We start from the raw sequence: 18,149 nt of genomic DNA on the forward strand, positions 1-18,149 counted from the left end.
GAGGCGTGGGGGGCGAGGCGTGGGGGGCGAGGGGGTCCTTCTAGTAGCTGAAGTGCGCGACCGACGCCCGGAGGTCGCCGGCCAGCCGGGACAGCTCGTCCACCGCGATCCGGGTCTGGGCCAGGGCCCGGGTCGTCTGGTCGGCCGCCTCCGAGACGCCGGTGATGTTGGCGGCGATCTCGGTCGAACCGGTCGCCCCCTCCTGCACCGACCGGGCCATCTCGGTGGTCGTCGCCGTCTGCTCCTCGACCGCACTGGCGATGGTCAGCTGGAAGTCGTTGATCCGCCCGATCACCTCGGAGATCTGCTCGATCGCCGCGACCGCCGACCCGGTGTCCACCTGGATCGCCTCCACCCGGCGGGCGATGTCCTCGGTCGCCTTCGCCGTCTCCAGCGACAGGTCCTTGACCTCGGTGGCGACCACCGCGAAGCCCTTGCCCGACTCACCGGCCCGCGCGGCCTCGATGGTCGCGTTGAGCGCCAGCAGGTTCGTCTGGTCCGCGATCGCGGTGATCACCTTGACCACCTCGCCGATCTCCCGGGAGGAGTCCCCCAGCGCGACGACGGTGGCGGTGGTGGTGGCGGCCTGGGCGACGGCGCCGGCGGCCACCCGGGCGGCCTCGTTCGCGCTCTTGGAGATCTCCAGGATCGCCGCGTTCATCTCCTCGGCGCCGGCGGCGACGGTGGCCACGCTGCGCGAGACCTCCTCGGCCGCACCGGAGACGACGCCGGCCTGCACGCTGGTCTCCTCCGCGGAGGCGGAGATCTGCCCCGCAGAGGCCGACAACTCCTCCGCGGAGGCGGCGACGGTCGACGACGAGCCGACCACGGCCGCCATCACCGACCGCAGCCGTTCCATCGCCTCGTCGATGGCAGCGCCCATCCGGCCCAGCTCGTCGCGGGTGGTCAGGCCGCTGGTGGCGGTCAGGTCACCTGCGGCCAGCGCCTCGGCGACCCGCTCCACGCGGCGGACGTCCCGGCGCAGGCTGCGCGCCACCAGCCACCCGACGACCAGCGCGATCAGCACGCCCACGACGAGCACCACGACGGAGAAGGTGCGCTGACGGGCGCTCTCCGCCTCGGCCGCAGCAGCACTGGCCTTGGCGTCGGCGCTCTCCAGCTCCTCGAGCTCGAACAGCCCCTCCAGCGCCCGCTCGAGCAGCGGCGCGACCCGGGCGCCGTGCACGTCGACCCAGGCGGCCCCGTCGCCGGTCCGGGCGAGCGGGGTGAGCATCTGGTCCTCGAGCTGCCGGGCCTGCCCGAAGCTCGCCCGGATCCGCTCCAGGACCTCCTCGGACCCCGACGGGTGCTCCAGGGCGAGGTAGGCGGCGAGGTCCGCGTCGAACGCGTCGCGGGCATCGGCGCCCTCCTGCAGCGCGTCAGCGACCTCCTCCGGGCCCCGGGCGAGCGCCGCGTCCCGCTGGGCGACGGCGACGGCCTGCACATCCGCGATCAGCGCGGCGACGCCGTCGATGCCGAGGACGTCCTGGTGGTACATGTGCTGGCTGACCTCGGCCTCCTCGGCCAGGGCCTGCAGCCCGGTCACCCCGATCACCACGGCGACCGCGGAGGCCGCGCCGACCGCGGTCAGCACCTTGGTGGCCACCGGCAGGTCACCCCACCAGGCGCGGCGGCGGCCGGTGGTCTGGGGACCGGGGCCGGTCGGTGGGGGGACGGACATCGGGCGGCTCCTGGGACGGGGTGGCGTGCTTCCCACCTGCATCGTCGCCATCGGCAGTGCCGTTGAACGATCTGACCGCCACATCCCCCGAACTGACGACGGCCCGCCGACCCTGGGGAGGGTCGGCGGGCCGTCGCGGGGTTCCACCGTCAGTCGCGGGGCCGCCCGGCGGGCAGCTCGGCCGCCGCGCCCGGGCTCGTCCCGCCGCTGCCATCGGCCGGGGCGGGTACCCCGTCGGCCGCCGGCTCGACGACGATGACGAAGTCGTCACCGTGCCGGCTGATCCCCTCGACCACGGCCTGCTCGACGGCGTCCGCGGCGTAGGCGCGGCGCAGCACCATCGGGTCCGAGCGCAGGTCCTTGGTCAGCGCGACCGCCAGCCCGATCATCACCAGCGCGAAGGGGAGCGCGGCGATGATCGTCAGGTTCCGCAGCCCCTGCAGCGCCTCATCGCCGCCGACGAGCAGCATCACGGCGGCCACCCCACCGGTCAGCAGCCCCCAGAAGACGACCATCTTCGAGGTCGGCTCACGGGTACCGCGCTCGGACAGCGACGCCATCACGATCGAGGCCGAGTCCGCGCCGGTCACGAAGAAGATCCCGACCAGCAGCATCACGATCACGCTGGTGACCGTGGTGAACGGCAGCCCCTGGAGCAGGCCGAACAGCTGACCTTCGGCCGTGGACTGGCCGGCGAGGTCCTCGCCCGACTGCTGGGCGCCGATCCCGGCTCCACCGAAGATGGCGAACCAGAACAGCGTGACGACGCTGGGCACGAGCAGCACGCCGGCGATGAACTCCCGGATCGTGCGGCCGCGGCTGATCCGGGCGAGGAAGACACCCACGAACGGCGTCCAGGAGATCCACCAGGCCCAGTAGAAGACCGTCCAGCTCGACAGCCACTCGGCCATCTCGTCGCCGCCGGAGGCGTTGGTGCGCGCGGCCATCTCGGGGAGCTGGGCGGCGTACGAGCCCAGCGCGGTCGGCACCAGGTTCAGCATCAGCACCGTGGGGCCGACGACGAAGACGAACAGCGCCAGGGTGAAGGCCAGGGCGACGTTGATGTTGGACAGCCACTGGATGCCGCGGGCGATGCCGGAGAAGGCGGAGGCGACGAAGGCCGCGGTCAGCACCGCGATGATGCCCACCGTCGCCGCGTTGCCCACCGGGCCGAGCCAGCCGAGGATCTCCAGCCCGCTGCCGATCTGCAGGGCGCCGAGCCCCAGGGAGGCGGCCGTGCCGAAGAGCGTGGCGAAGATGGCGAGGACGTCGATGACCTTGCCGGCCGGCCCCTCGGCGACCCCACGCCCGAACAGCGAGGTGAAGGCCGAGGAGAGCAGCTGGCCGCGGCCCCGGCGGTACGTGCCGTAGGCGACGGCCAGCCCGACGAGGGCGTACAGCGCCCAGGGGTGCAGCGTCCAGTGGAAGAGCGTGGTGGCCATCGCCGTGGTGACGGCCTCCTGGGTCTCGCCGGGGACGGTGCCCGGCGGCGGGGAGACGTAGTGCGACAGCGGCTCGGAGACGCCGAAGAACATCAGGCCGATGCCCATGCCGGCGCTGAACATCATGGCGATCCAGCTGATCGTCCGGAACTCCGGCCGCTCGCCGTCCCCGCCGAGCGGGATGCGGCCGTAGGCGCTGGCGGCGATCCAGAGCACGAAGAGCACCACGGCGGTGCCGAGCAGCACGAAGAACCAGCCGAGGTTCAGCTCGATCCAGCCGAGCGCGCTGCTGCTGGCGGAGCCCAGGCCGCTCGGGCTGAGGAAGCCCCAGGCCAGGAAGGCCAGCGAGATGACGGCGGCGACGCCGAAGACCGTCCGGTCCAGCTGCGGCCGGCGCTCGTGGTCCTGGGCCGGGGGCTGGGCGATCGCCGGGTGCGTCTGGCTGGGGACTCCTGGGTCGAGCACGTCGTCGATCGTCTGGTCCGGCGCCGCGGCCTGGGGGGCCCCGTCGGAGATCTCTTCCGGGGCGGCGCTGGTCGAGCCGTGCGGCGGCTGACCGGGTGGGTCGTTCGGTGGATTGGTCACGTGGCGTGGCGCCTGATCGGCGCCCCTCCCTTCGGGTCGGCGCGCAGGTCGGGCGAGTTGCCCCATGTTCCGGGCAACTCGTTGTGAGGACCACCGTCGCCGCACCCGGCCCCCAGCGCAAATCCACGGCAGCCACAGCCGTGACCGCGTCCGTCCCGGGCGCACCACCCGCCCAAGCGGCACACAGGTGGACCGGCCACACTGGATGGTGATGGACGCGCTCGTGGATGTCTGGAACTGGCTGCGGGGCGCGGGGCTCGAGGCCCTGCTGATCGTGCTGGGCGCCGTGCTGCTGGCCCGCTTCGTCAGCTGGGCCGGCGCCCGCATCACCGACCGCATCGACGCCACCGCCCGGGAGTCCGACGCCCTGGTCCGCTCCGAGGCGGCCAAGCACCGGCACTCGCTGACCCAGGTGATCACCTGGGCCGCGATCGTGCTGATCTGGTCGATCGCGGTCTTCTTCGTGCTCGAGCGGCTCGGCGTCCCGATCACCGGCCTGGTCGCCCCGGCGACCGTGCTCGGCGTGGGCCTGGGCTTCGGCGCCCAGCGCGTCGTCGGGGACGTGCTGGCCGGGTTCTTCATCATCACCGAGCGGCAGTACGGGTTCGGCGACTCCGTCAGCATCGTCACCCTCGGCGGCCAGGGCGACGCCTACGGCACCGTCGAGGACGTCACGCTGCGGATCACCCGGCTGCGCTCCCCCGACGGCGAGGTCATCAGCGTCCCGAACGGGCAGATCATCCGGGCCATCAACCACTCCCGGGACTGGGCCCGCGCCGTGGTCGACATCCCGGTGCCGACCGACACCGACGTCAGCCAGGTGCAGGAGGTGCTGCGCGAGGTGGGCCGCCGGGCCTACGCCGACCCGCGCCTGCACCGCCTGCTGCTCGACGAGCCGACGGTGATGGGCGTGGAGAGCATCACGCTGGACGAGGTGAACCTGCGGATGGTGGCCCGGACGCTGCCCGGCAAGCAGTTCGAGGTGGGCCGTGACCTGCGGGCCCGGGTGGCGCTGGCGCTGTCCCGCGAGGGCGTCTCGCTGCGGGCCACCACGACCGCCGACGTCCCCAGCGTGCAGGACGAGGCGCTGGCCGAGGACCGGGCACGTGGCGGAGGAGCAGCATGAGCAACCCGGACGACCAGCCGACCACCGTCCAGCGGCGCACCGCTGCGCAGCCCTCCGTCGCCACCGCCCCGGAGTCCGGCCGCACGCCGATCTGGGGCCGCCGGCTGCCCGCCCGGATCGGCCGGGCGCGCACCTCGACCGTCCTGCTCGGGACGCTGTTCGTGGGGCTGTTCGCGCTGTGGATCGCGATCCGGCCCGCGTACGTCGACGTCGAGCTGCCCGACGGGGGCACCGCCCGGGTGCCGTGCTCGCAGGTCAGCACCTGCGCGGACCCGACACCCAGCGACACCCCGCCCCCCAGCGAGTCCCCGACCGGTCCGGCCGAGCCCACCGGCGCGAGCACCAGCGCGCCGGCGCCCGCGCCCACCAGCCGCACTCCGCAGCCCACCGGGCAGGACGACGACGAGACGCCGGCCAGCACGCCGCGGACCAGCCGGGCGCCGGCGCCGTCGTCCACCGCCGGCACGCCGACGACCACGGCGGAGGACCCGACGACCAGCGCCGAGCAGGAGACCGAGGAGTCGCCGACCGAAGGGACCCCGACCGACTGACCGGCGTCAGCCCCGGGTGTTGCTCCGGGTGAGCCCCCAGGCCGCGGTCACCAGGAACAGCACGACGCCCACGACGAAGAGCCAGAACAGGCCCTCGACGAGGGCGCCGATCACGGTCACCACCAGCCAGGCGACCAGCAGCAGTGCGATGAGCGCCAGCATGGTGCCCTCCTCGGCTCGGGTGTCGGTACGGCCGGTACCCATCGTCGGCCCCCGGCAGGCCGGGACGCGGGCTGGTCACGAGATCGTCATCAACCGGTCGGGGCGACGACGGCGATCCCGGGCTCCCGGCCGACCGCGGCGAGCGCCGCGCCGGCGTCGGTCAGGCGGAGCTCGCGGGTGACCAGCAGCTCCGGTCGCAGCCGGCCCGCGGCGATCAGCGAGAGCATCGCGGGGTAGTCGCCGGCGGCCATGCCGTGGCTGCCCAGCACGGCCAGCTCCCGGGCGATGACCAGCTCCATCGGGACCTCCGGCCGGCCGACCGCCGGGGGCAGCAGGCCGACCTGCACGTGCCGTCCGCGCGGGCGGAGGCTGCGGATGGAGTTGGTGCAGGTGACCGCCGACCCGAGGGCGTCCAGCGAGACGTGCGCGCCGCCGCCGGTCAGCTCGGCGACCGCCGCCGGGACGTCGCCGGCGGCACCGTCGACGGTGTGCTCGGCACCCATCCGGCGAGCGAGCTGCAGCGCGCCGGGGGCGACGTCGACGGCGACCACGCGCGCGCCGGCCGCGACGGCGACCTGGACCGCCGACAGGCCCACGCCACCGCAGCCGTGCACCGCGACCCACTCCCCCGGGCGCACCCGGCCCACTCCGGTGAGCGCCCGGAAGGCGGTGGCGAACCGGCAGCCCAGGCTGGCCGCGGTGGTGGCGGAGAGCCCCTCGGGGAGGGCGACCAGGTTGACGTCGGCGGCGTCGAGGGCGACGAGCTCGGCGAGCGACCCCCAGTGCGTGAAACCGGGCTGGGTCTGGTGCAGGCAGACCTGCCCGTCGCCCTCCCGGCAGGGGGCGCAGCGGCCGCAGGCGCAGACGAACGGCACGGTCACCCGGTCGCCGACCCCCCACCGCCGCACGTCCGGGCCGACGGCGGCGACCGTGCCGGCCAGCTCGTGGCCGGGCACGTGCGGGAGCACGACGTCCGGGTCGTGCCCGCGCCAGGCGTGCCAGTCGCTGCGGCAGATGCCGCTGGCCTCCACCTGCACCACCACGCCGGCCGGCGTCGGCCGCGGGTCGGGCACCTCCCGGACCTCGAGCGGACCACCGAAGGACTCGAACACCAGCGCACGCACACCGACAGCCTGCCGGGCGCGGTGCGGCACCCGGCGGGCAGGCTGTCGGGTGTGGACGACGACCTGCGCGCACTCCGCGACGCCTGCGACCGGGCGCTGACCGGGCACGGCCCCGCCCGCGCGGCCGACCTGCTGGCCACGATCGACCCGGCGACCGCGATCGACCGGTACGGCGCGGGCGGTGTCGTCGCCGAGCTGGAGGCCGAGGTCGCCGGGCTGCTCGGCGCGGAGGCGGCGGTGTACCTGCCCAGCGGCACGATGGCCCAGCAGGCGGTGCTGCGGGTGCACGCCGACCGACGGGGGCGGCGGACCGTGCTGTGCCATCCCGAGTGCCACCTGCGGCAGCACGAGGACGAGGCGCTGGAGCGGGTGGTGGGGCTGGTCACCCGCCCCGTCGGGAACCGGCACCGGCTGCTCACCGCCGCGGACCTCCGCGCGGTGGCCGAGCCACCGGCGGCGCTGCTGCTGGAGCTGCCGCAGCGGGACCTGGGCGGGCAGCTGCCGGCCTGGGACGACCTGGTCGCGCAGGTGGCCTGGGCCCGGGAGCGGGGCGCCGCGGTGCACCTGGACGGCGCCCGGCTGTGGGAGGCGGCCGCCGGCTACGGCCGCCCGCCCGCCGAGGTGGCCGGCCTCTTCGACACCAGCTACGTCAGCTTCTACAAGGGCATCGGTGCGCTGGCCGGCTGCTGCCTGGCCGGACCGGTCGATGTCGTGGCCGAGGTCCGCGAGTGGCGGCACCGCCTGGGCGGCACGCTGTCGGGCCTGTGGCCCGGTGCAGCCTCGGCGCTGTCCTGCCTGCGCACGCGGCTGCCGCTCTTCCCGGCCTACCTGGACCGCGCCCGCGGGATCGCCGCCGCGGTGGGCGACCTCCCGGGGGTGACCGTCGTCCCCGACCCGCCGCAGACGCCGATGCTGCACCTGCTGCTGCGCACCACCCCGGAGGCGTTCGCCGCGGCGGCCCGGGAGCTGGCCGCGGACGGGCTGTGGACCTGGGAGCGGGCGGCGCCGACCGGTGATCCGGGCACCGTGCGGGTGGAGCTCCCGGTGGGCGACGCGACCCTCGCGCTGCCGGTGGCCGACGCCAGGGCGGCGATCGCCGCCCTGGCCGGCTGAGGTCAGGACCCCAGCAGCACGCCCAGCGCGCCCCGTCGTGTTCCCCGCCGACCGCGGTCCTCTTGATCAGCGCCGTCTGCAGCAGGTCCTCGGCGTGGCCGCGGTCCCCGGTGAGCAGGTAGGCCGTCCGCAGCAGCGCGGTCGACCGCTCGGCCACGAACCGCTCGCAGCTGCCGTGCCCGCCCCTCAGCTGACCCCCGTCCGTGGATGCACGCGGCCAAGACGCTCTCGACAGCCGGACCGGGATGACCGCGTCACCGGCTCGTGATCAGCCCAGCGAGACGGCGACGACCAGGACGACCACCAGCACGAACGTGAGCAGCGCGACCAGCCCGGCCCGGTGCCACCGCTGGGACCGCCGGGCGTCCAGCACGGTCGCCACCAGGTCGGAGCCGGGGCGCTCGGCCGCGGCGCCGCGCTCGGCGAGGTGCCGTCGGAGCAGGTCGGCGACCTCGTCCTCCCCCACACCCAGCCGGGTGGCGAGCCCGGCCAGCGCCGCGCGGCCCTCGTCGGGCACCGCGGCGGCCTCCCCGCCCACGGCGTCGGCGACGTCGGCGTCCGGGAGGTGTTCCCCGTGCCGCAGCACGAGGACCGCGCGCGCCCGGGCCGGCAGCTGGGCCAGCGCCTCGGCGACGGCCGTCCGGGGCCCGGCCGCGACGGCCGGTCGGGTCAGGCCGTTCAGCGCGGGGACGGCGGCCACGGTCTCGCCCACCCGGGTGCGCCGGTGCCAGGCGGCGTGCGCGGCCACCAGCGCGCGGCGCAGTGTGCGGTCATCGGTCCCGCTGCCGCGGCCGAGCACGCCGGTGAGCGCTTCGACGACCACCTCCCGGGCGTGCCGCGGGTCACCGGTCAGCAGCGTGGCCGTGCCCAGCAGCGCGGCGCCCCGGCCGGCGAGGAGGGCGGCGAGGTCCTCGTCGGTCACGGGGCCGCCGGGTCCGGCCAGTCGACCAGGTCCCGCGGCTCGGCGCCGCTCACCGGGGCACCTACCCCACGCGGCGGACGGCGCGGTGCGTGTCGAGCCGGTCGGTGTAGCTCACCGCGTTGGCCCGGATCGCCGCGACGTCGTCCGCCGTGGTCTGGCGGCGCACCTTCGCCGGCACACCGGCGACCAGGGAGTTCGGCGGCACCACGGTGCCCTGGGTCACGACGGCCCCGGCGGCGACGATCGAGCCGCTGCCGATGCGCGCGCCGTTCAGCACGGTGGCGCCCATGCCGACCAGCACGTCGTCGTCCACCCGGCAGCCGTGCAGCACCACTCCGTGGCCGACGGTGACCCGCTCGCCCAGCACCAGCGGGAAGCCCGGGTCGCTGTGCAGCGTCGAGCCGTCCTGGACGTTGGAGTCGGCGCCGATCTCGATCACCTCGGTGTCGGCGCGGGCCACCGCCCCGTACCAGATGCTCGCCCGCGGGCCGAGCGTCACCCGGCCGACGACGACCGCCGTCGGCGCGACGAAGGCCTGCTCGTCGATGGCCGGGGCGCCGTACGCCAGCTCGCCCACGAAGGCGCCGTCGCCGACGGTCACAGGTCCACCTCGGCCAGCACCCGCGGCACCTCCGGCGGCAGCTCGCGGGCCAGGAACCCGAGCCGGCCGATCCGCGCGGCCAGCCGCTCGCCGGACCGGCCGTGCAGGTGGGCGGCCCAGACGGCGGCCTGCGCCGGCTCGGCGCCCCGGGCGAGCAGCCCGGCCACGATCCCCGCCCGCACGTCGCCGGAGCCGGAGACCCCCAGCCCCGCCCCACCGCTCTCGTCCTCCCACGACCGGCCGTCCGGGGCGACGATCCAGCTGGTGGCGCCGCCGAGCCCGACGACGGCCTGCGCGTCCTGGGAGAGCCGCCGGGCGGACCCGACCGGATCGTCCTCGACCTCCCGTTGTTCCACGTGCAACGCGATGGCGAGCTCGGTCGGGTTGGGTGTGAGCACCACCTGCCCGCCGAGGTGGTGCAGGCAGCCCGGGTCGGCGGTGACCGCGGCGAGCCCCAGGGCGTCCAGCGCGACCGGGCCGTCGAGCTGCGGCAGCAGCTGCTCGACCAGCCCGCGGGTCTCCGCCTCGTCCGCCATCCCCGGGCCGATGAGCACCGCCGAGGCGCTCTGCGCGAGGTCGACCACCAGGTCCGCGGCCGAGGCCCGGATCGCGCCGGCCTCCGTGTGCGGCACACCGCGCACCAGCGCCTCCGGCAGCGAGATCGACACGTGCGGGGCGACCTTGGAGGGGACGACCACCTGCAGCTTGCCGGCGCCGGAGCGCAGCGCCGCCTCGGCGGCCAGCAGCACCGCGCCGACCGTCTCGGTGCTCCCGCCCACCACGAGGATCGAACCGCGGGCCTCCTTGCCCCCGGTCGGCTCCGGCAGCCGCCACCCGCGCAGCACCTGCGGGGTGACCAGGGTGGCCTCAGGCCGGGCTGGGGACATCGTTCTCCTCGGTGACGGGCGGCTCGGCCTGGTCGGCGTCGTCGGTCAAGTGGTGCACGGCGTTGAACTCGATCAGGCGCAGGTCGCCGGCGTCGTCGCGCCGGTACCGGGTCACCGAGGTGTTGGCGACCCGCTCCCGCCGGTCGATCTCCAGCAGGTCGGGCTCGGGGAGCTCCTCCAGCACGTAGCGGAAGACCATGATCACCGCCTGGTGGGAGAAGCAGGCCAGCCGCTCGCCATCGTGGCGGAGCGCCTCGGTGGCCAGCAGGCTGCGGATCCGCAGGGCGACGTCGGCCCAGCTCTCCCCGCCGGGCGGCCGGTACCAGAACTTGCCCAGGTGGGCGCGGCGCGCGGCCTCGTCCGGGAACTGCTCGCGGATGCCGGTCCCGGTCATGCCGTCGAAGGCGCCGAAGTCCCGCTCCCGCAGCCGCTCGTCGAGGCGCACCGGCAGGTCCAGCCCGCTGGCCTCGACGGCGCGCCGGGCGGTCGCCGCCGCGCGGGCGAAGGGTGAGCTCAGCACGGTGGTGGGCCGCTCGTCGGCGGGCAGTCCGGCCAGCCAGCGGCCCAGGGCGTCCGCCTGCTGCTCGCCGGTGTCCGACAGCGGGACGTCGGGGTCGCGGACGTCGAGCTCCAGCCGCTCGGCGCCGGTCCGGTGGGCGTGCGCGTCGGCGAGGTTGCCCACGCTCTCCCCGTGACGGACCAGCCACAGCCCTGCTGGCCCCGGTGCCCGCACCATCGCCGCTCCGTCCGCTCGGGGCGCCCGCCACCGGGTGCCGTCCAGTCAGCCGTTAGCCGACCACCTCCCCACCGAAACCGCGACCTCTGGACGCCGTCCACCGGGCTGACGACGACGACCCGGTGGCCGACGACGACTTCCCGGTGCTGCCCTTCGCCACCGCCGCGGACTTCGACGCGTGGCTGGCCGCCGAGCACGACCGGGCGCCGGGGCTGCTCCTGCGGATCGCCAGGAGGTCCTCCGGCATCCGGTCGGTCACCGCGGCGGAGGCGGTGGAGGTGGCGCTGCGCCACGGCTGGATCGACGGCCGCGCCAACCGGCGGAAGGACCCCGTTCTCCCCACCCCTCGCAAGCTCGGAGCGGTGCCCTGGACGGGGCCGAGAACGTCGCGACGGTGGCCCGGCTGATCGACGACGGGCGGTGGGACCGCGCCTACGCGGGGCCGGCCACCATCACCGTGCCCGAGGACCTGGTCGCGGCGCTGGCGCAGGTGCCGGGGGCCGCGGCGGCGTTCGAGGCGCTGTCGGGGCAGGACCGCTACGCCGTGCTGCACCGCGTGCACACCGCGACCACCCCGCAGACCCGCGCCGAGCGGATCGCCGCCGCCGTCCAGCAGCTGGCCGGCCCGCCCGGCAGTGACCAGGGGACCTGATCCAACCCGGGAAGGGGTCAGCCGGTGACGCGGCGGGCGCCGACGTAGCCGCCCTTGTCCACGCTGGTCACCGCGACCGGCTTGCCGGTGACGCTGGCGTGCACCATCTGGCCGTTGCCGATGTACATGCCCACGTGGCTGATCGGGGTGTAGAAGAAGACCAGGTCGCCGGGCTGCAGCTCGTTGCGCGACACCGGCACGCCCAGCTGCGCCTGCGCCCGGCTGGAGTGCGGCAGCGAGATGCCGGCGGCGGCGTAGGCGAAGGAGGTCAGGCCCGAGCAGTCGAAGCGGTCCGGTCCGCTGCCGCCCGGCAGGTACATGTCGCCGACCTGGGCCAGGGCGGTCTGCACCGCCTCACCGGCGGCGGCGGTCGGCGCGGGGGCGGGGGCGGCGACGACGTCGGGGCCGGCGATCACCGTCTGCACGCGCACCTGGTCGGCGGCCGAGAGCCGGGCGAAGTCCGCCTCGTAGCGGTCCAGCTCGTCCTCGAGCTCGTCGTGCCGGCGCTGCAGGTCAGCGGTGGCCTGCTGGGCGGCGGCCACCGCCGCGGTCGCCTCCTGCTGCGCCTGCTCGGCGGCGGTCCGGGCGGCAGCCACCTGGCCGACGACCGCGTCGGCGTGCGAGGCCAGCTGGTCCAGGGTGCTCATCTGCTGCACCAGGTCGTCGGCGGAGCCGCTGGTGAGGAAGGCAGCGAGCCGACCGCGCGTGGTGCCGACGTACCCCGACTGGGCGATCGCGCGCACCTGGGGCTCCAGCGCGTCCAGCTGCCGCTGCGCCTCGGCGGCGGCGGTCGCGGCGGCGTCGGCGGCGGCCTGCTGCTGCTCGGCGGTGGCGGAGGCCTGGTGCACCTCCTCGTCCAGCGCGCTGAGCTTCTGGCCGGTCTCGGTGACCGCCTGGCGGGCCTGGTCGGCGGTGGCCGGGGCGGCGGAGGCCGTCGCGGGGACGAACGTGAGCGCCGCACCGGCACTCAGCGCCAGCGCTGCGCCCCGGGTCCACCGGCGGGTGGTCGATCGGGTCACCGTGCCTCCGTCTGCGCGAGGCGGCCCGGGGAGGGGCAACGGGGTACTCGCGCGTCAGGAACGGAAAGTAGGGACGTCGGGACGGCGCGTCGGCCGCGGCGCGCCGGGGGACGATCGGTCCGCCCAGCGGGTCAGTCCCAGAGGCCCCGGGCGCCACTCCGGCCCCTCGCGACGCCACTCCTGCCCCTCGCGGCGGGCACGAGGCGATCGGCGAAGACGCCGGTGGCGAAGGAGTAGACCGCCTTGTGCGCCACGTCGACGACCTGGTCGCGGCGGCTCCACGTCCACGGCGGGGCGCCGACCCCGGTGCTGTTCTCCAGGGTCTGGTCGACGGCCAGCCGCACCGAGGTGTGCCAGGCGTTCGCCCGCCAGCCACGCAGGCCGGCCGCTGCCCAGACACCGCGCAGCGCCCCGACCGCGGCACCGGTGCCCCAGTGCATGAGGTGGTTGGGCACCGGCGGGCGCGCCGATTCGGGCAGCCGGCGCCCGGTGGTCAGCGCCGTCAGCGTGCGCGCCGGCACGTACGAGTTCGGCCGGCCGGTCAGCTGCTGCTCCAGCTTCTCCCCCGCCGTCATCACGGCGACGCCGGCGAGGCCCGCCAGGGCGCCACGGACTGCTGCTCGTCCCCACATGGGCTGGGGGCTACCCGCCCGGCGACCCGGCGCAACCGTGGAGACGACTCGAGGCCGCCCGCCGGTTCCCCCCGGCGGACGGCCTCGAGTCGATCAGGCGAGCAGTGCTCAGCCGGCCAGCGGCTCCTGGCACTCCAGTGCCTCGACGACGGCGACGTCGCGCAGGATCGCGGCGAGCTCGGCGGAGGTCCAGGCCTCGCAGCAGTCGCACGCACCGGTGTCAGTGAAGCTGCGCAGACCCAGGCGGCCGCCGGCCTGGTCCTCGGCGAGGGCGAGCTGCCCGTCGTCGGGGTTGCGGTGACAGCGGCAGGAGGCGGCACACATGCCCAGGCCCCACCCGGAGACGATCACGGACGGGCCGCTCTCGTGGACCTTGCCCAGCTGGAAGATCGAGGGCTTCTGTCGGTACGTCATGGCTGTGCTCCCCTCGCCGTCCTGCCGGAGCAGGGGGTCGTCGTCGGCGTCAGGGAAGAGTTAAACCGATTCCGTGTTTGGAGTCAGTGACTCACGGGAAGTAACCACCGATTGTGGGGAGGACGCTGCGCTCCTGTCCCACTCGTCGCGCCGGCCCCACCCGTTCCGCCGCCGGCACACCCCTCTGGTCACCGCGGCCGGCGCCGGTCCAGCCGCGCTCACCGGGGCCTGGAACGCGCGAACGGCCGCTGCCACCCCCGAGGGGGTGGCAGCGGCCGTCCGCCACCGCGGTCAGCGACCGGTGAGGTCGACCTCGGGGTAGAGCGGGTGGGCGCCGACGATCTCGGCGGCCCGGGCGCGCACGCGCTCGGCGACCGCGGGGTCGAGCCGGTACTTCACCTTGGACTCACTCTCGGGCTGGGTGTTGTCCAGGACGTCGGCGATCAGGTCGCCCACCTCGGCCAGCTCGGCCTCGCGGAGCCCGCGGGTGGTCAGCGCGGGAGTGCCCAGCCGGACGCCGGTGGTGTACCAGGGGCCGTTGGGGTCGGCCGGGACGGCGTTGCGGTTGGTGACCAGCCCGGCGTCCAGCAGCGCGGACTCCGCCTGCCGGCCGGTGAGCCCGGAGTTCCGGACGTCCATCAGGACCAGGTGGTTGTCGGTGCCGCCGGTGACCAGCCGGACGCCGCGCTTCTGCAGCCCCTCGGCCAGGGCCCGGGCGTTGTCGACGATCTGCTGGGCGTAGCCGGCGAACTCCGGACGGCGGGCCTCGGCGAAGGCGACCGCCTTGGCCGCCATCACGTGCGGCAGCGGGCCGCCGAGCACCATCGGGCAGCCGCGGTCGACCGAGGGGGCGTACTCCTCGGTGCACAGCACCATGCCGCCACGCGGGCCGCGCAGCGACTTGTGCGTGGTGGTGGTGACGACGTCGGCGTGCGGGACCGGGTCGAAGTCACCGGTGAGCACCTTGCCGGCGACCAGGCCGGCGAAGTGGGCCATGTCGACCATCAGCGTGGCGCCGACCTCGTCGGCGATCTCCCGCATGGCGGCGAAGTCCACGCGGCGCGGGTAGGCGGAGTAGCCGGCGACCAGGATCAGCGGGCGGAACTCCCGGGCCCGCTCGCGCAGCGCGGCGTAGTCGATCAGCCCGGTCTCGGGGTCGGTGCCGTAGCTGGACTGGGCGAACATCTTCCCGGAGATGTTCGGCCGGAAGCCGTGGGTGAGGTGGCCGCCGGCGTCCAGGGACATGCCCAGCATCCGCTGGTCGCCGAAGGACTGGCGCAGCCGCTCCCAGTCCTCGGGGGTCATCGCGTCGACGTTCTTCACGCCCGCCTCGGCGAGTGCCGGGGTCTCGACCCGGTGGGCGAGGATCGACCAGAACGCGACCAGGTTGGCGTCGATGCCCGAGTGCGGCTGCACGTAGGCGTGGTCGGCACCGAAGAGCTCGCGGGCGTGCTCGGCGGCCAGCCGCTCCACGGTGTCGACGTTCTGGCAGGCCGCGTAGAACCGGCGCCCGGGAGTGCCCTCGGCGTACTTGTCGCTGAACCAGTTGCCCATGGCCAGCAGCACGGCCGGGGAGGCGTAGTTCTCGCTGGCGATCAGCTTGAGGCTCTCGCGCTGGTCGGTGAGCTCCTGCCCGATGGCCGCGGCGACCCGCGGCTCGACCTGCGCGATGACATCGAGCGCGCTGGTGAACGCGGCCGTCTCGCGGGTGACGGTGCTGGTCATGGCTCTCCTCCGGGAGGACGACGGGGAGCCCAGGCGCGCGGCACGGCTTCGGAGCCGCTCCCCGGTGGTCGTCCACCTGTCTGCGCCAGTCACGGCCCGATTGCCAGGGTAGACAGCACCCAGGGTGGTGATCCAGCGCGATGTCGGTCGTAGACAGTGGACGTGGCGACCATCACCCTCCACCCGCGCTGGGCTGGGTGGTGGGCGCCGTGCTGCTGCCGCTGGTCGCCGGCATGCTGACGATGACGCCGGGCGAACGGCGGCGGCTGGTCCGCCGCGACCACAGCACCCCGGGCCGGGCACCTACCGGCGCGACGACTCCGGCCCGACCTCGTCCGGGTCGGGGGTGTGGAACGTCGTGTCGGCCGGCGAGCCGGACCCGGCATCGACCGGGCTGCCCGACCCGGCGTCCTCGGGCTGCTGCTCCGCGGTGTCCGGCTGCTCGCCGCCGATGCCGAAGCCGGCGGCCGTGTCCGGCGCACCCGCGCCGGGGTCGGCGGCGGGGATGCCGTCATCGGGCGTGGGGAGGTCGGGCTCGATCGGTGCGCTCATCGACATGCGCCCTGCCTACCCACGGACCCGCTGTTGATGTACGGGTCCTCGCGGTGTCCGCTCATCGGCTCCCGGCGCCCAGCGCAGTCGCGATCTGCTGCACCGTCTCCATCCGCCCGGTCATGATCCCGGTGACCACGGCGACCGCTTCGTCGTCGGTCAACGTCGACGCCTGACCGTTCAGCGCGAGGTAGACGAGCGTGGCGCTCAGCGCGAAGGGCCGGTTGCCCTCCACCAGCGGCGCGGTGGTGGCCAGCGAGTGCATGAGCGCCGCCGCCTTCTCCCGCACGCTGGGATAGACCTCGCGCTCGAAGGCGACGGCGTCCATCCGGGCCAGTGCGGCGGTCAGCAGCCCCAGGTCCCGGACCTGCACCTCCCCACCCAGGCAACGCCGTGCGACGTGCAGCAGGTCCTCGACGGTCAGTCCCGCCATCGGCCGAGCTCGTCGATCGCGGCACCGAACCGCACCAGCTGCTCGTCGATGACGGCGTCCAGCGGGGCCAGCGGGTCGTGCGCCTCGATGTACTCCCCGAGGGCCCGCTTGGCCACCTCCTGCATGGACCGCTTCTCGGCCCTGGCGCGCCGCCGCAGTGCCTCCGTCTCGCTCGTCGTCAACCGAAGCGTCATCGCCATCCGGACATCCCCCGTGTGCAGGTATCAGCGCGGTACCGATTCCCGTGCGGAGCCGACTCTGACCACGGAACGTGACCGGACGCGGACCACCCGTCGATCGAGTCGCCTCGACACGCCGTCATTCTGCCTTCTTTTCGTGACCGGGTGGTGATCTTCCACACCTCTTCCTAGCTTTCGCCGCATGTCCCGCGCCGAGCTGTCCGAGTGCGGCCGGAGGCCCGCTCCGGGCCGCCGGCAGTGGCGCTCACGACTGCTCGCCGCAGCCTTCCTCGGCGCGGGCGTCTATGCAGGTCTGACGGTCACCGCAGAGGTCGCGCGGGCCGACGGGACAGCCGGCGGAACCGCCAGCGAGCAGGCCGAGACGACCCCCTCGGCCCCGGACCACGCGGAGTCGACGAGCCCGGGCGCCCCGGGTGCACCCGCCGTCCCGCCCTCCGGCGTGGACGCACCGACGCCCACCGCACCCCACCCCGAGGGCGACGAGGCCCCACCGGACGAACTCGTCGAGTCGTCACCCAGCGTGGTCGACCCGGTGGTCTCGGCAACCGTCGTAGCGGTCCCGGACCCCTCGGGCGAGCAGCCCCTGACGGACGCGGGCACGCCTCCCACGGCGACGCCGTCCGCCCCGGCCGCGAGCCCGGAGGAGCCGGCCACCACCCCGAGCACCGGCGCCCCGACCCGCGCCGTCCCGGCCGCCGACGGCACGACCTCCCCCTCCACGACCTCCCCCTCCACGGCCTCCCCCTCCACGGCCTCCCCCTCCACGGCCGGCACCGTCACGGTCCCCACCGACGCACCGACGACGACGGCGCCGACCGCCGCGCACCCGACCGCCGGCGGCTCGAGCGCGGCGACCCGACCGGGCACGTCCCCGGTCGAGCTGGTCGCGGTGGGCCGGACGACCACGGGCACGGCCGCCACGCCGGCGGCGACCGGCGCCACCGCTACCACCACCCCCAGCACCGCCAGTTCCGCCAGCACCGCCAGCGCAGGCAGCACCCCGGCCACCGGGGGTACCGACGCGATCGGCGCGCTGCCCACCGGCCCTGGTCCGTGCCAGGCCCTCGCCGTCACCCGGCCGGGGCTGACCCCGACCGCCGCCACCGAGGCCGGCCGCCAGCGTGTCCGGGGCGCTACCCCGGTCGCATCCCCGAGCCCGGGCTCCCGGGTCGCGGTGATGGCCCCCGCCGGGACGGCGCTCGACCTGACCAGGTACCTCGGCGCGCCCAGCGGGGCACGGCAGTTCCCGGGGCAGCCCAGCGATGCTCCCCGGACCCCGGCCCCGCTCCCGAACCCGACGCTGATCACCACGGTCGGCACCTGCTCCGGCGTCGGGATGACCACGAGCACCAGCCACTCGTCCGGCCCCGCGGCGACGCTCGCCGCCTCGGTCCAGGCAGCCTTCTCCGCTGCCCTCCAGGCGCGCGCCTCCGCTGGCGCCGACGCCGTCGTCAGCCCGGCTGACGACCCCGGCTCACGACCCGACTGACGTCTCTCTCACGCGGCCGCACCCGTCCCCGGTGTGCCTCGGGGGGCACATCCGACCCAGCGCAGCCGCCCCAGGTCAGTCCATCCCCATCTGCGCCAACGAC

Annotated in this window: 21 protein-coding genes and 1 riboswitch; of the genes, 6 read left to right on the forward strand and 15 right to left on the reverse strand. The window is 75.3% G+C overall.

Features of this window, described 5'->3' with window-relative positions; genetic code table 11:
- Positions 1-40: 40 nt before the first annotated feature.
- Together ACI795_RS08880 and ACI795_RS08885 are read right to left on the reverse strand one after the other, a co-directional pair.
- Entirely contained in the window at positions 41-1,681 is a 1,641-nt protein-coding gene (locus ACI795_RS08880) for a methyl-accepting chemotaxis protein (RefSeq protein ID WP_457075129.1), read from the reverse strand.
- 149 nt (positions 1,682-1,830) lie between these two features.
- Positions 1,831-3,708, reverse strand: a complete 1,878-nt coding sequence (locus ACI795_RS08885) for a BCCT family transporter (RefSeq protein ID WP_457075130.1) — start codon at positions 3,706-3,708, stop codon at positions 1,831-1,833.
- A gap of 211 nt (positions 3,709-3,919) precedes the next feature.
- Between ACI795_RS08885 and ACI795_RS08890 the strand changes: the two genes are divergently transcribed.
- Together ACI795_RS08890 and ACI795_RS08895 are read left to right on the forward strand one after the other, a co-directional pair.
- A complete protein-coding gene (locus ACI795_RS08890) occupies positions 3,920-4,834 on the forward strand; it encodes a mechanosensitive ion channel family protein (RefSeq protein ID WP_457075131.1) in 915 nt (304 codons plus the stop codon).
- Entirely contained in the window at positions 4,831-5,385 is a 555-nt protein-coding gene (locus tag ACI795_RS08895; RefSeq protein ID WP_457075132.1) for a hypothetical protein, read from the forward strand. Before ACI795_RS08890 ends, ACI795_RS08895 begins: the two co-directional genes overlap by 4 nt.
- A gap of 6 nt (positions 5,386-5,391) precedes the next feature.
- Here the strand turns inward: ACI795_RS08895 and ACI795_RS08900 are convergent, their stop codons facing one another.
- Both ACI795_RS08900 and ACI795_RS08905 read right to left on the reverse strand, forming a co-directional pair.
- Positions 5,392-5,547, reverse strand: a complete 156-nt coding sequence (locus tag ACI795_RS08900; protein WP_457075133.1) for a hypothetical protein — start codon at positions 5,545-5,547, stop codon at positions 5,392-5,394.
- An 89-nt stretch (positions 5,548-5,636) separates the two neighbouring features.
- On the reverse strand, positions 5,637-6,671 hold the full coding sequence (locus ACI795_RS08905; protein ID WP_457075134.1) for a zinc-dependent alcohol dehydrogenase family protein: 1,035 nt from the start codon (positions 6,669-6,671) through the stop codon (positions 5,637-5,639).
- A gap of 51 nt (positions 6,672-6,722) precedes the next feature.
- On the opposite strand from ACI795_RS08905, the gene ACI795_RS08910 reads away from it, so the two are divergent.
- Positions 6,723-7,784, forward strand: a complete 1,062-nt coding sequence (locus ACI795_RS08910; RefSeq protein ID WP_457075135.1) for a threonine aldolase family protein — start codon at positions 6,723-6,725, stop codon at positions 7,782-7,784.
- Positions 7,785-8,052: 268 nt separating this feature from the next.
- Here the strand turns inward: ACI795_RS08910 and ACI795_RS08915 are convergent, their stop codons facing one another.
- The 4 genes from ACI795_RS08915 to ACI795_RS08930 form a co-directional block, all read right to left on the reverse strand.
- Positions 8,053-8,706 (reverse strand): hypothetical protein, encoded by a 654-nt coding sequence (locus ACI795_RS08915; RefSeq protein WP_457075136.1) that lies wholly within the window; start codon positions 8,704-8,706, stop codon positions 8,053-8,055.
- A 61-nt stretch (positions 8,707-8,767) separates the two neighbouring features.
- Positions 8,768-9,307: a gamma carbonic anhydrase family protein gene (locus tag ACI795_RS08920; RefSeq protein WP_457075137.1), complete on the reverse strand. Its 540-nt coding sequence runs from the start codon at positions 9,305-9,307 to the stop codon at positions 8,768-8,770.
- Positions 9,304-10,194: an NAD(P)H-hydrate dehydratase gene (locus tag ACI795_RS08925; protein ID WP_457075138.1), complete on the reverse strand. Its 891-nt coding sequence runs from the start codon at positions 10,192-10,194 to the stop codon at positions 9,304-9,306. Before ACI795_RS08925 ends, ACI795_RS08920 begins: the two co-directional genes overlap by 4 nt.
- The gene (locus ACI795_RS08930; protein WP_457075139.1) at positions 10,175-10,930 is read right to left on the reverse strand and encodes a histidine phosphatase family protein; all 756 of its coding nucleotides are present in this window, start codon (positions 10,928-10,930) and stop codon (positions 10,175-10,177) included. The genes ACI795_RS08925 and ACI795_RS08930 overlap by 20 nt, the downstream gene beginning before the upstream one ends.
- A 122-nt stretch (positions 10,931-11,052) precedes the next feature.
- On the opposite strand from ACI795_RS08930, the gene ACI795_RS08935 reads away from it, so the two are divergent.
- On the forward strand, positions 11,053-11,337 hold the full coding sequence (locus ACI795_RS08935; protein ID WP_457075140.1) for a hypothetical protein: 285 nt from the start codon (positions 11,053-11,055) through the stop codon (positions 11,335-11,337).
- Complete coding sequence (locus tag ACI795_RS08940) at positions 11,325-11,582, forward strand: YdeI/OmpD-associated family protein (protein WP_457075141.1); 258 nt, start codon at positions 11,325-11,327, stop codon at positions 11,580-11,582. Before ACI795_RS08935 ends, ACI795_RS08940 begins: the two co-directional genes overlap by 13 nt.
- Positions 11,583-11,599: 17 nt before the next feature.
- Here ACI795_RS08940 and ACI795_RS08945 read toward each other — a convergent pair whose 3' ends face one another.
- The 7 genes from ACI795_RS08945 to ACI795_RS08975 form a co-directional block, all read right to left on the reverse strand.
- Positions 11,600-12,601, reverse strand: a complete 1,002-nt coding sequence (locus ACI795_RS08945) for a C40 family peptidase (RefSeq protein WP_457075142.1) — start codon at positions 12,599-12,601, stop codon at positions 11,600-11,602.
- A gap of 131 nt (positions 12,602-12,732) precedes the next feature.
- Complete coding sequence (locus ACI795_RS08950; protein WP_457075143.1) at positions 12,733-13,233, reverse strand: hypothetical protein; 501 nt, start codon at positions 13,231-13,233, stop codon at positions 12,733-12,735.
- Positions 13,234-13,341: 108 nt separating this feature from the next.
- Complete coding sequence (locus ACI795_RS08955; RefSeq protein ID WP_457075144.1) at positions 13,342-13,647, reverse strand: hypothetical protein; 306 nt, start codon at positions 13,645-13,647, stop codon at positions 13,342-13,344.
- A gap of 291 nt (positions 13,648-13,938) precedes the next feature.
- Entirely contained in the window at positions 13,939-15,372 is a 1,434-nt protein-coding gene (locus ACI795_RS08960) for a glycine hydroxymethyltransferase (protein WP_457075145.1), read from the reverse strand.
- Positions 15,373-15,392: 20 nt separating this feature from the next.
- A riboswitch (ZMP/ZTP riboswitch) is annotated at positions 15,393-15,475 on the reverse strand.
- Between the two features lie 200 nt (positions 15,476-15,675).
- Positions 15,676-15,924, reverse strand: coding sequence for a hypothetical protein (locus ACI795_RS08965; protein ID WP_457075146.1), 249 nt, complete (start codon positions 15,922-15,924; stop codon positions 15,676-15,678).
- Positions 15,925-15,985: 61 nt separating this feature from the next.
- Positions 15,986-16,357, reverse strand: coding sequence for a type II toxin-antitoxin system death-on-curing family toxin (locus ACI795_RS08970; protein ID WP_457075147.1), 372 nt, complete (start codon positions 16,355-16,357; stop codon positions 15,986-15,988).
- The gene (locus ACI795_RS08975; RefSeq protein WP_457075148.1) at positions 16,345-16,557 is read right to left on the reverse strand and encodes a hypothetical protein; all 213 of its coding nucleotides are present in this window, start codon (positions 16,555-16,557) and stop codon (positions 16,345-16,347) included. Before ACI795_RS08975 ends, ACI795_RS08970 begins: the two co-directional genes overlap by 13 nt.
- Before the next feature lie 181 nt (positions 16,558-16,738).
- Between ACI795_RS08975 and ACI795_RS08980 the strand changes: the two genes are divergently transcribed.
- Entirely contained in the window at positions 16,739-18,046 is a 1,308-nt protein-coding gene (locus ACI795_RS08980) for a hypothetical protein (RefSeq protein ID WP_457075149.1), read from the forward strand.
- Positions 18,047-18,149: the final 103 nt, after the last annotated feature.

The sequence above is a fragment of the Modestobacter sp. SYSU DS0290 genome, from assembly GCF_054050955.1.

Coding starts and splice junctions, on each gene's coding strand:
- ACI795_RS08880 (WP_457075129.1), bottom strand. CDS start 1,681: ATGTCCGTCCCCCCACCGACCGGCCCCGGTCCCCAGACCACCGGCCGC.
- ACI795_RS08895 (WP_457075132.1), top strand. CDS start 4,831: ATGAGCAACCCGGACGACCAGCCGACCACCGTCCAGCGGCGCACCGCT.
- ACI795_RS08950 (WP_457075143.1), bottom strand. CDS start 13,233: ATGTGGGGACGAGCAGCAGTCCGTGGCGCCCTGGCGGGCCTCGCCGGC.
- ACI795_RS08970 (WP_457075147.1), bottom strand. CDS start 16,357: ATGGCGGGACTGACCGTCGAGGACCTGCTGCACGTCGCACGGCGTTGC.
- ACI795_RS08925 (WP_457075138.1), bottom strand. CDS start 10,194: ATGTCCCCAGCCCGGCCTGAGGCCACCCTGGTCACCCCGCAGGTGCTG.
- ACI795_RS08975 (WP_457075148.1), bottom strand. CDS start 16,557: ATGGCGATGACGCTTCGGTTGACGACGAGCGAGACGGAGGCACTGCGG.
- ACI795_RS08980 (WP_457075149.1), top strand. CDS start 16,739: ATGTCCCGCGCCGAGCTGTCCGAGTGCGGCCGGAGGCCCGCTCCGGGC.
- ACI795_RS08930 (WP_457075139.1), bottom strand. CDS start 10,930: ATGGTGCGGGCACCGGGGCCAGCAGGGCTGTGGCTGGTCCGTCACGGG.
- ACI795_RS08965 (WP_457075146.1), bottom strand. CDS start 15,924: ATGAGCGCACCGATCGAGCCCGACCTCCCCACGCCCGATGACGGCATC.
- ACI795_RS08955 (WP_457075144.1), bottom strand. CDS start 13,647: ATGACGTACCGACAGAAGCCCTCGATCTTCCAGCTGGGCAAGGTCCAC.
- ACI795_RS08900 (WP_457075133.1), bottom strand. CDS start 5,547: ATGCTGGCGCTCATCGCACTGCTGCTGGTCGCCTGGCTGGTGGTGACC.
- ACI795_RS08960 (WP_457075145.1), bottom strand. CDS start 15,372: ATGACCAGCACCGTCACCCGCGAGACGGCCGCGTTCACCAGCGCGCTC.
- ACI795_RS08890 (WP_457075131.1), top strand. CDS start 3,920: ATGGACGCGCTCGTGGATGTCTGGAACTGGCTGCGGGGCGCGGGGCTC.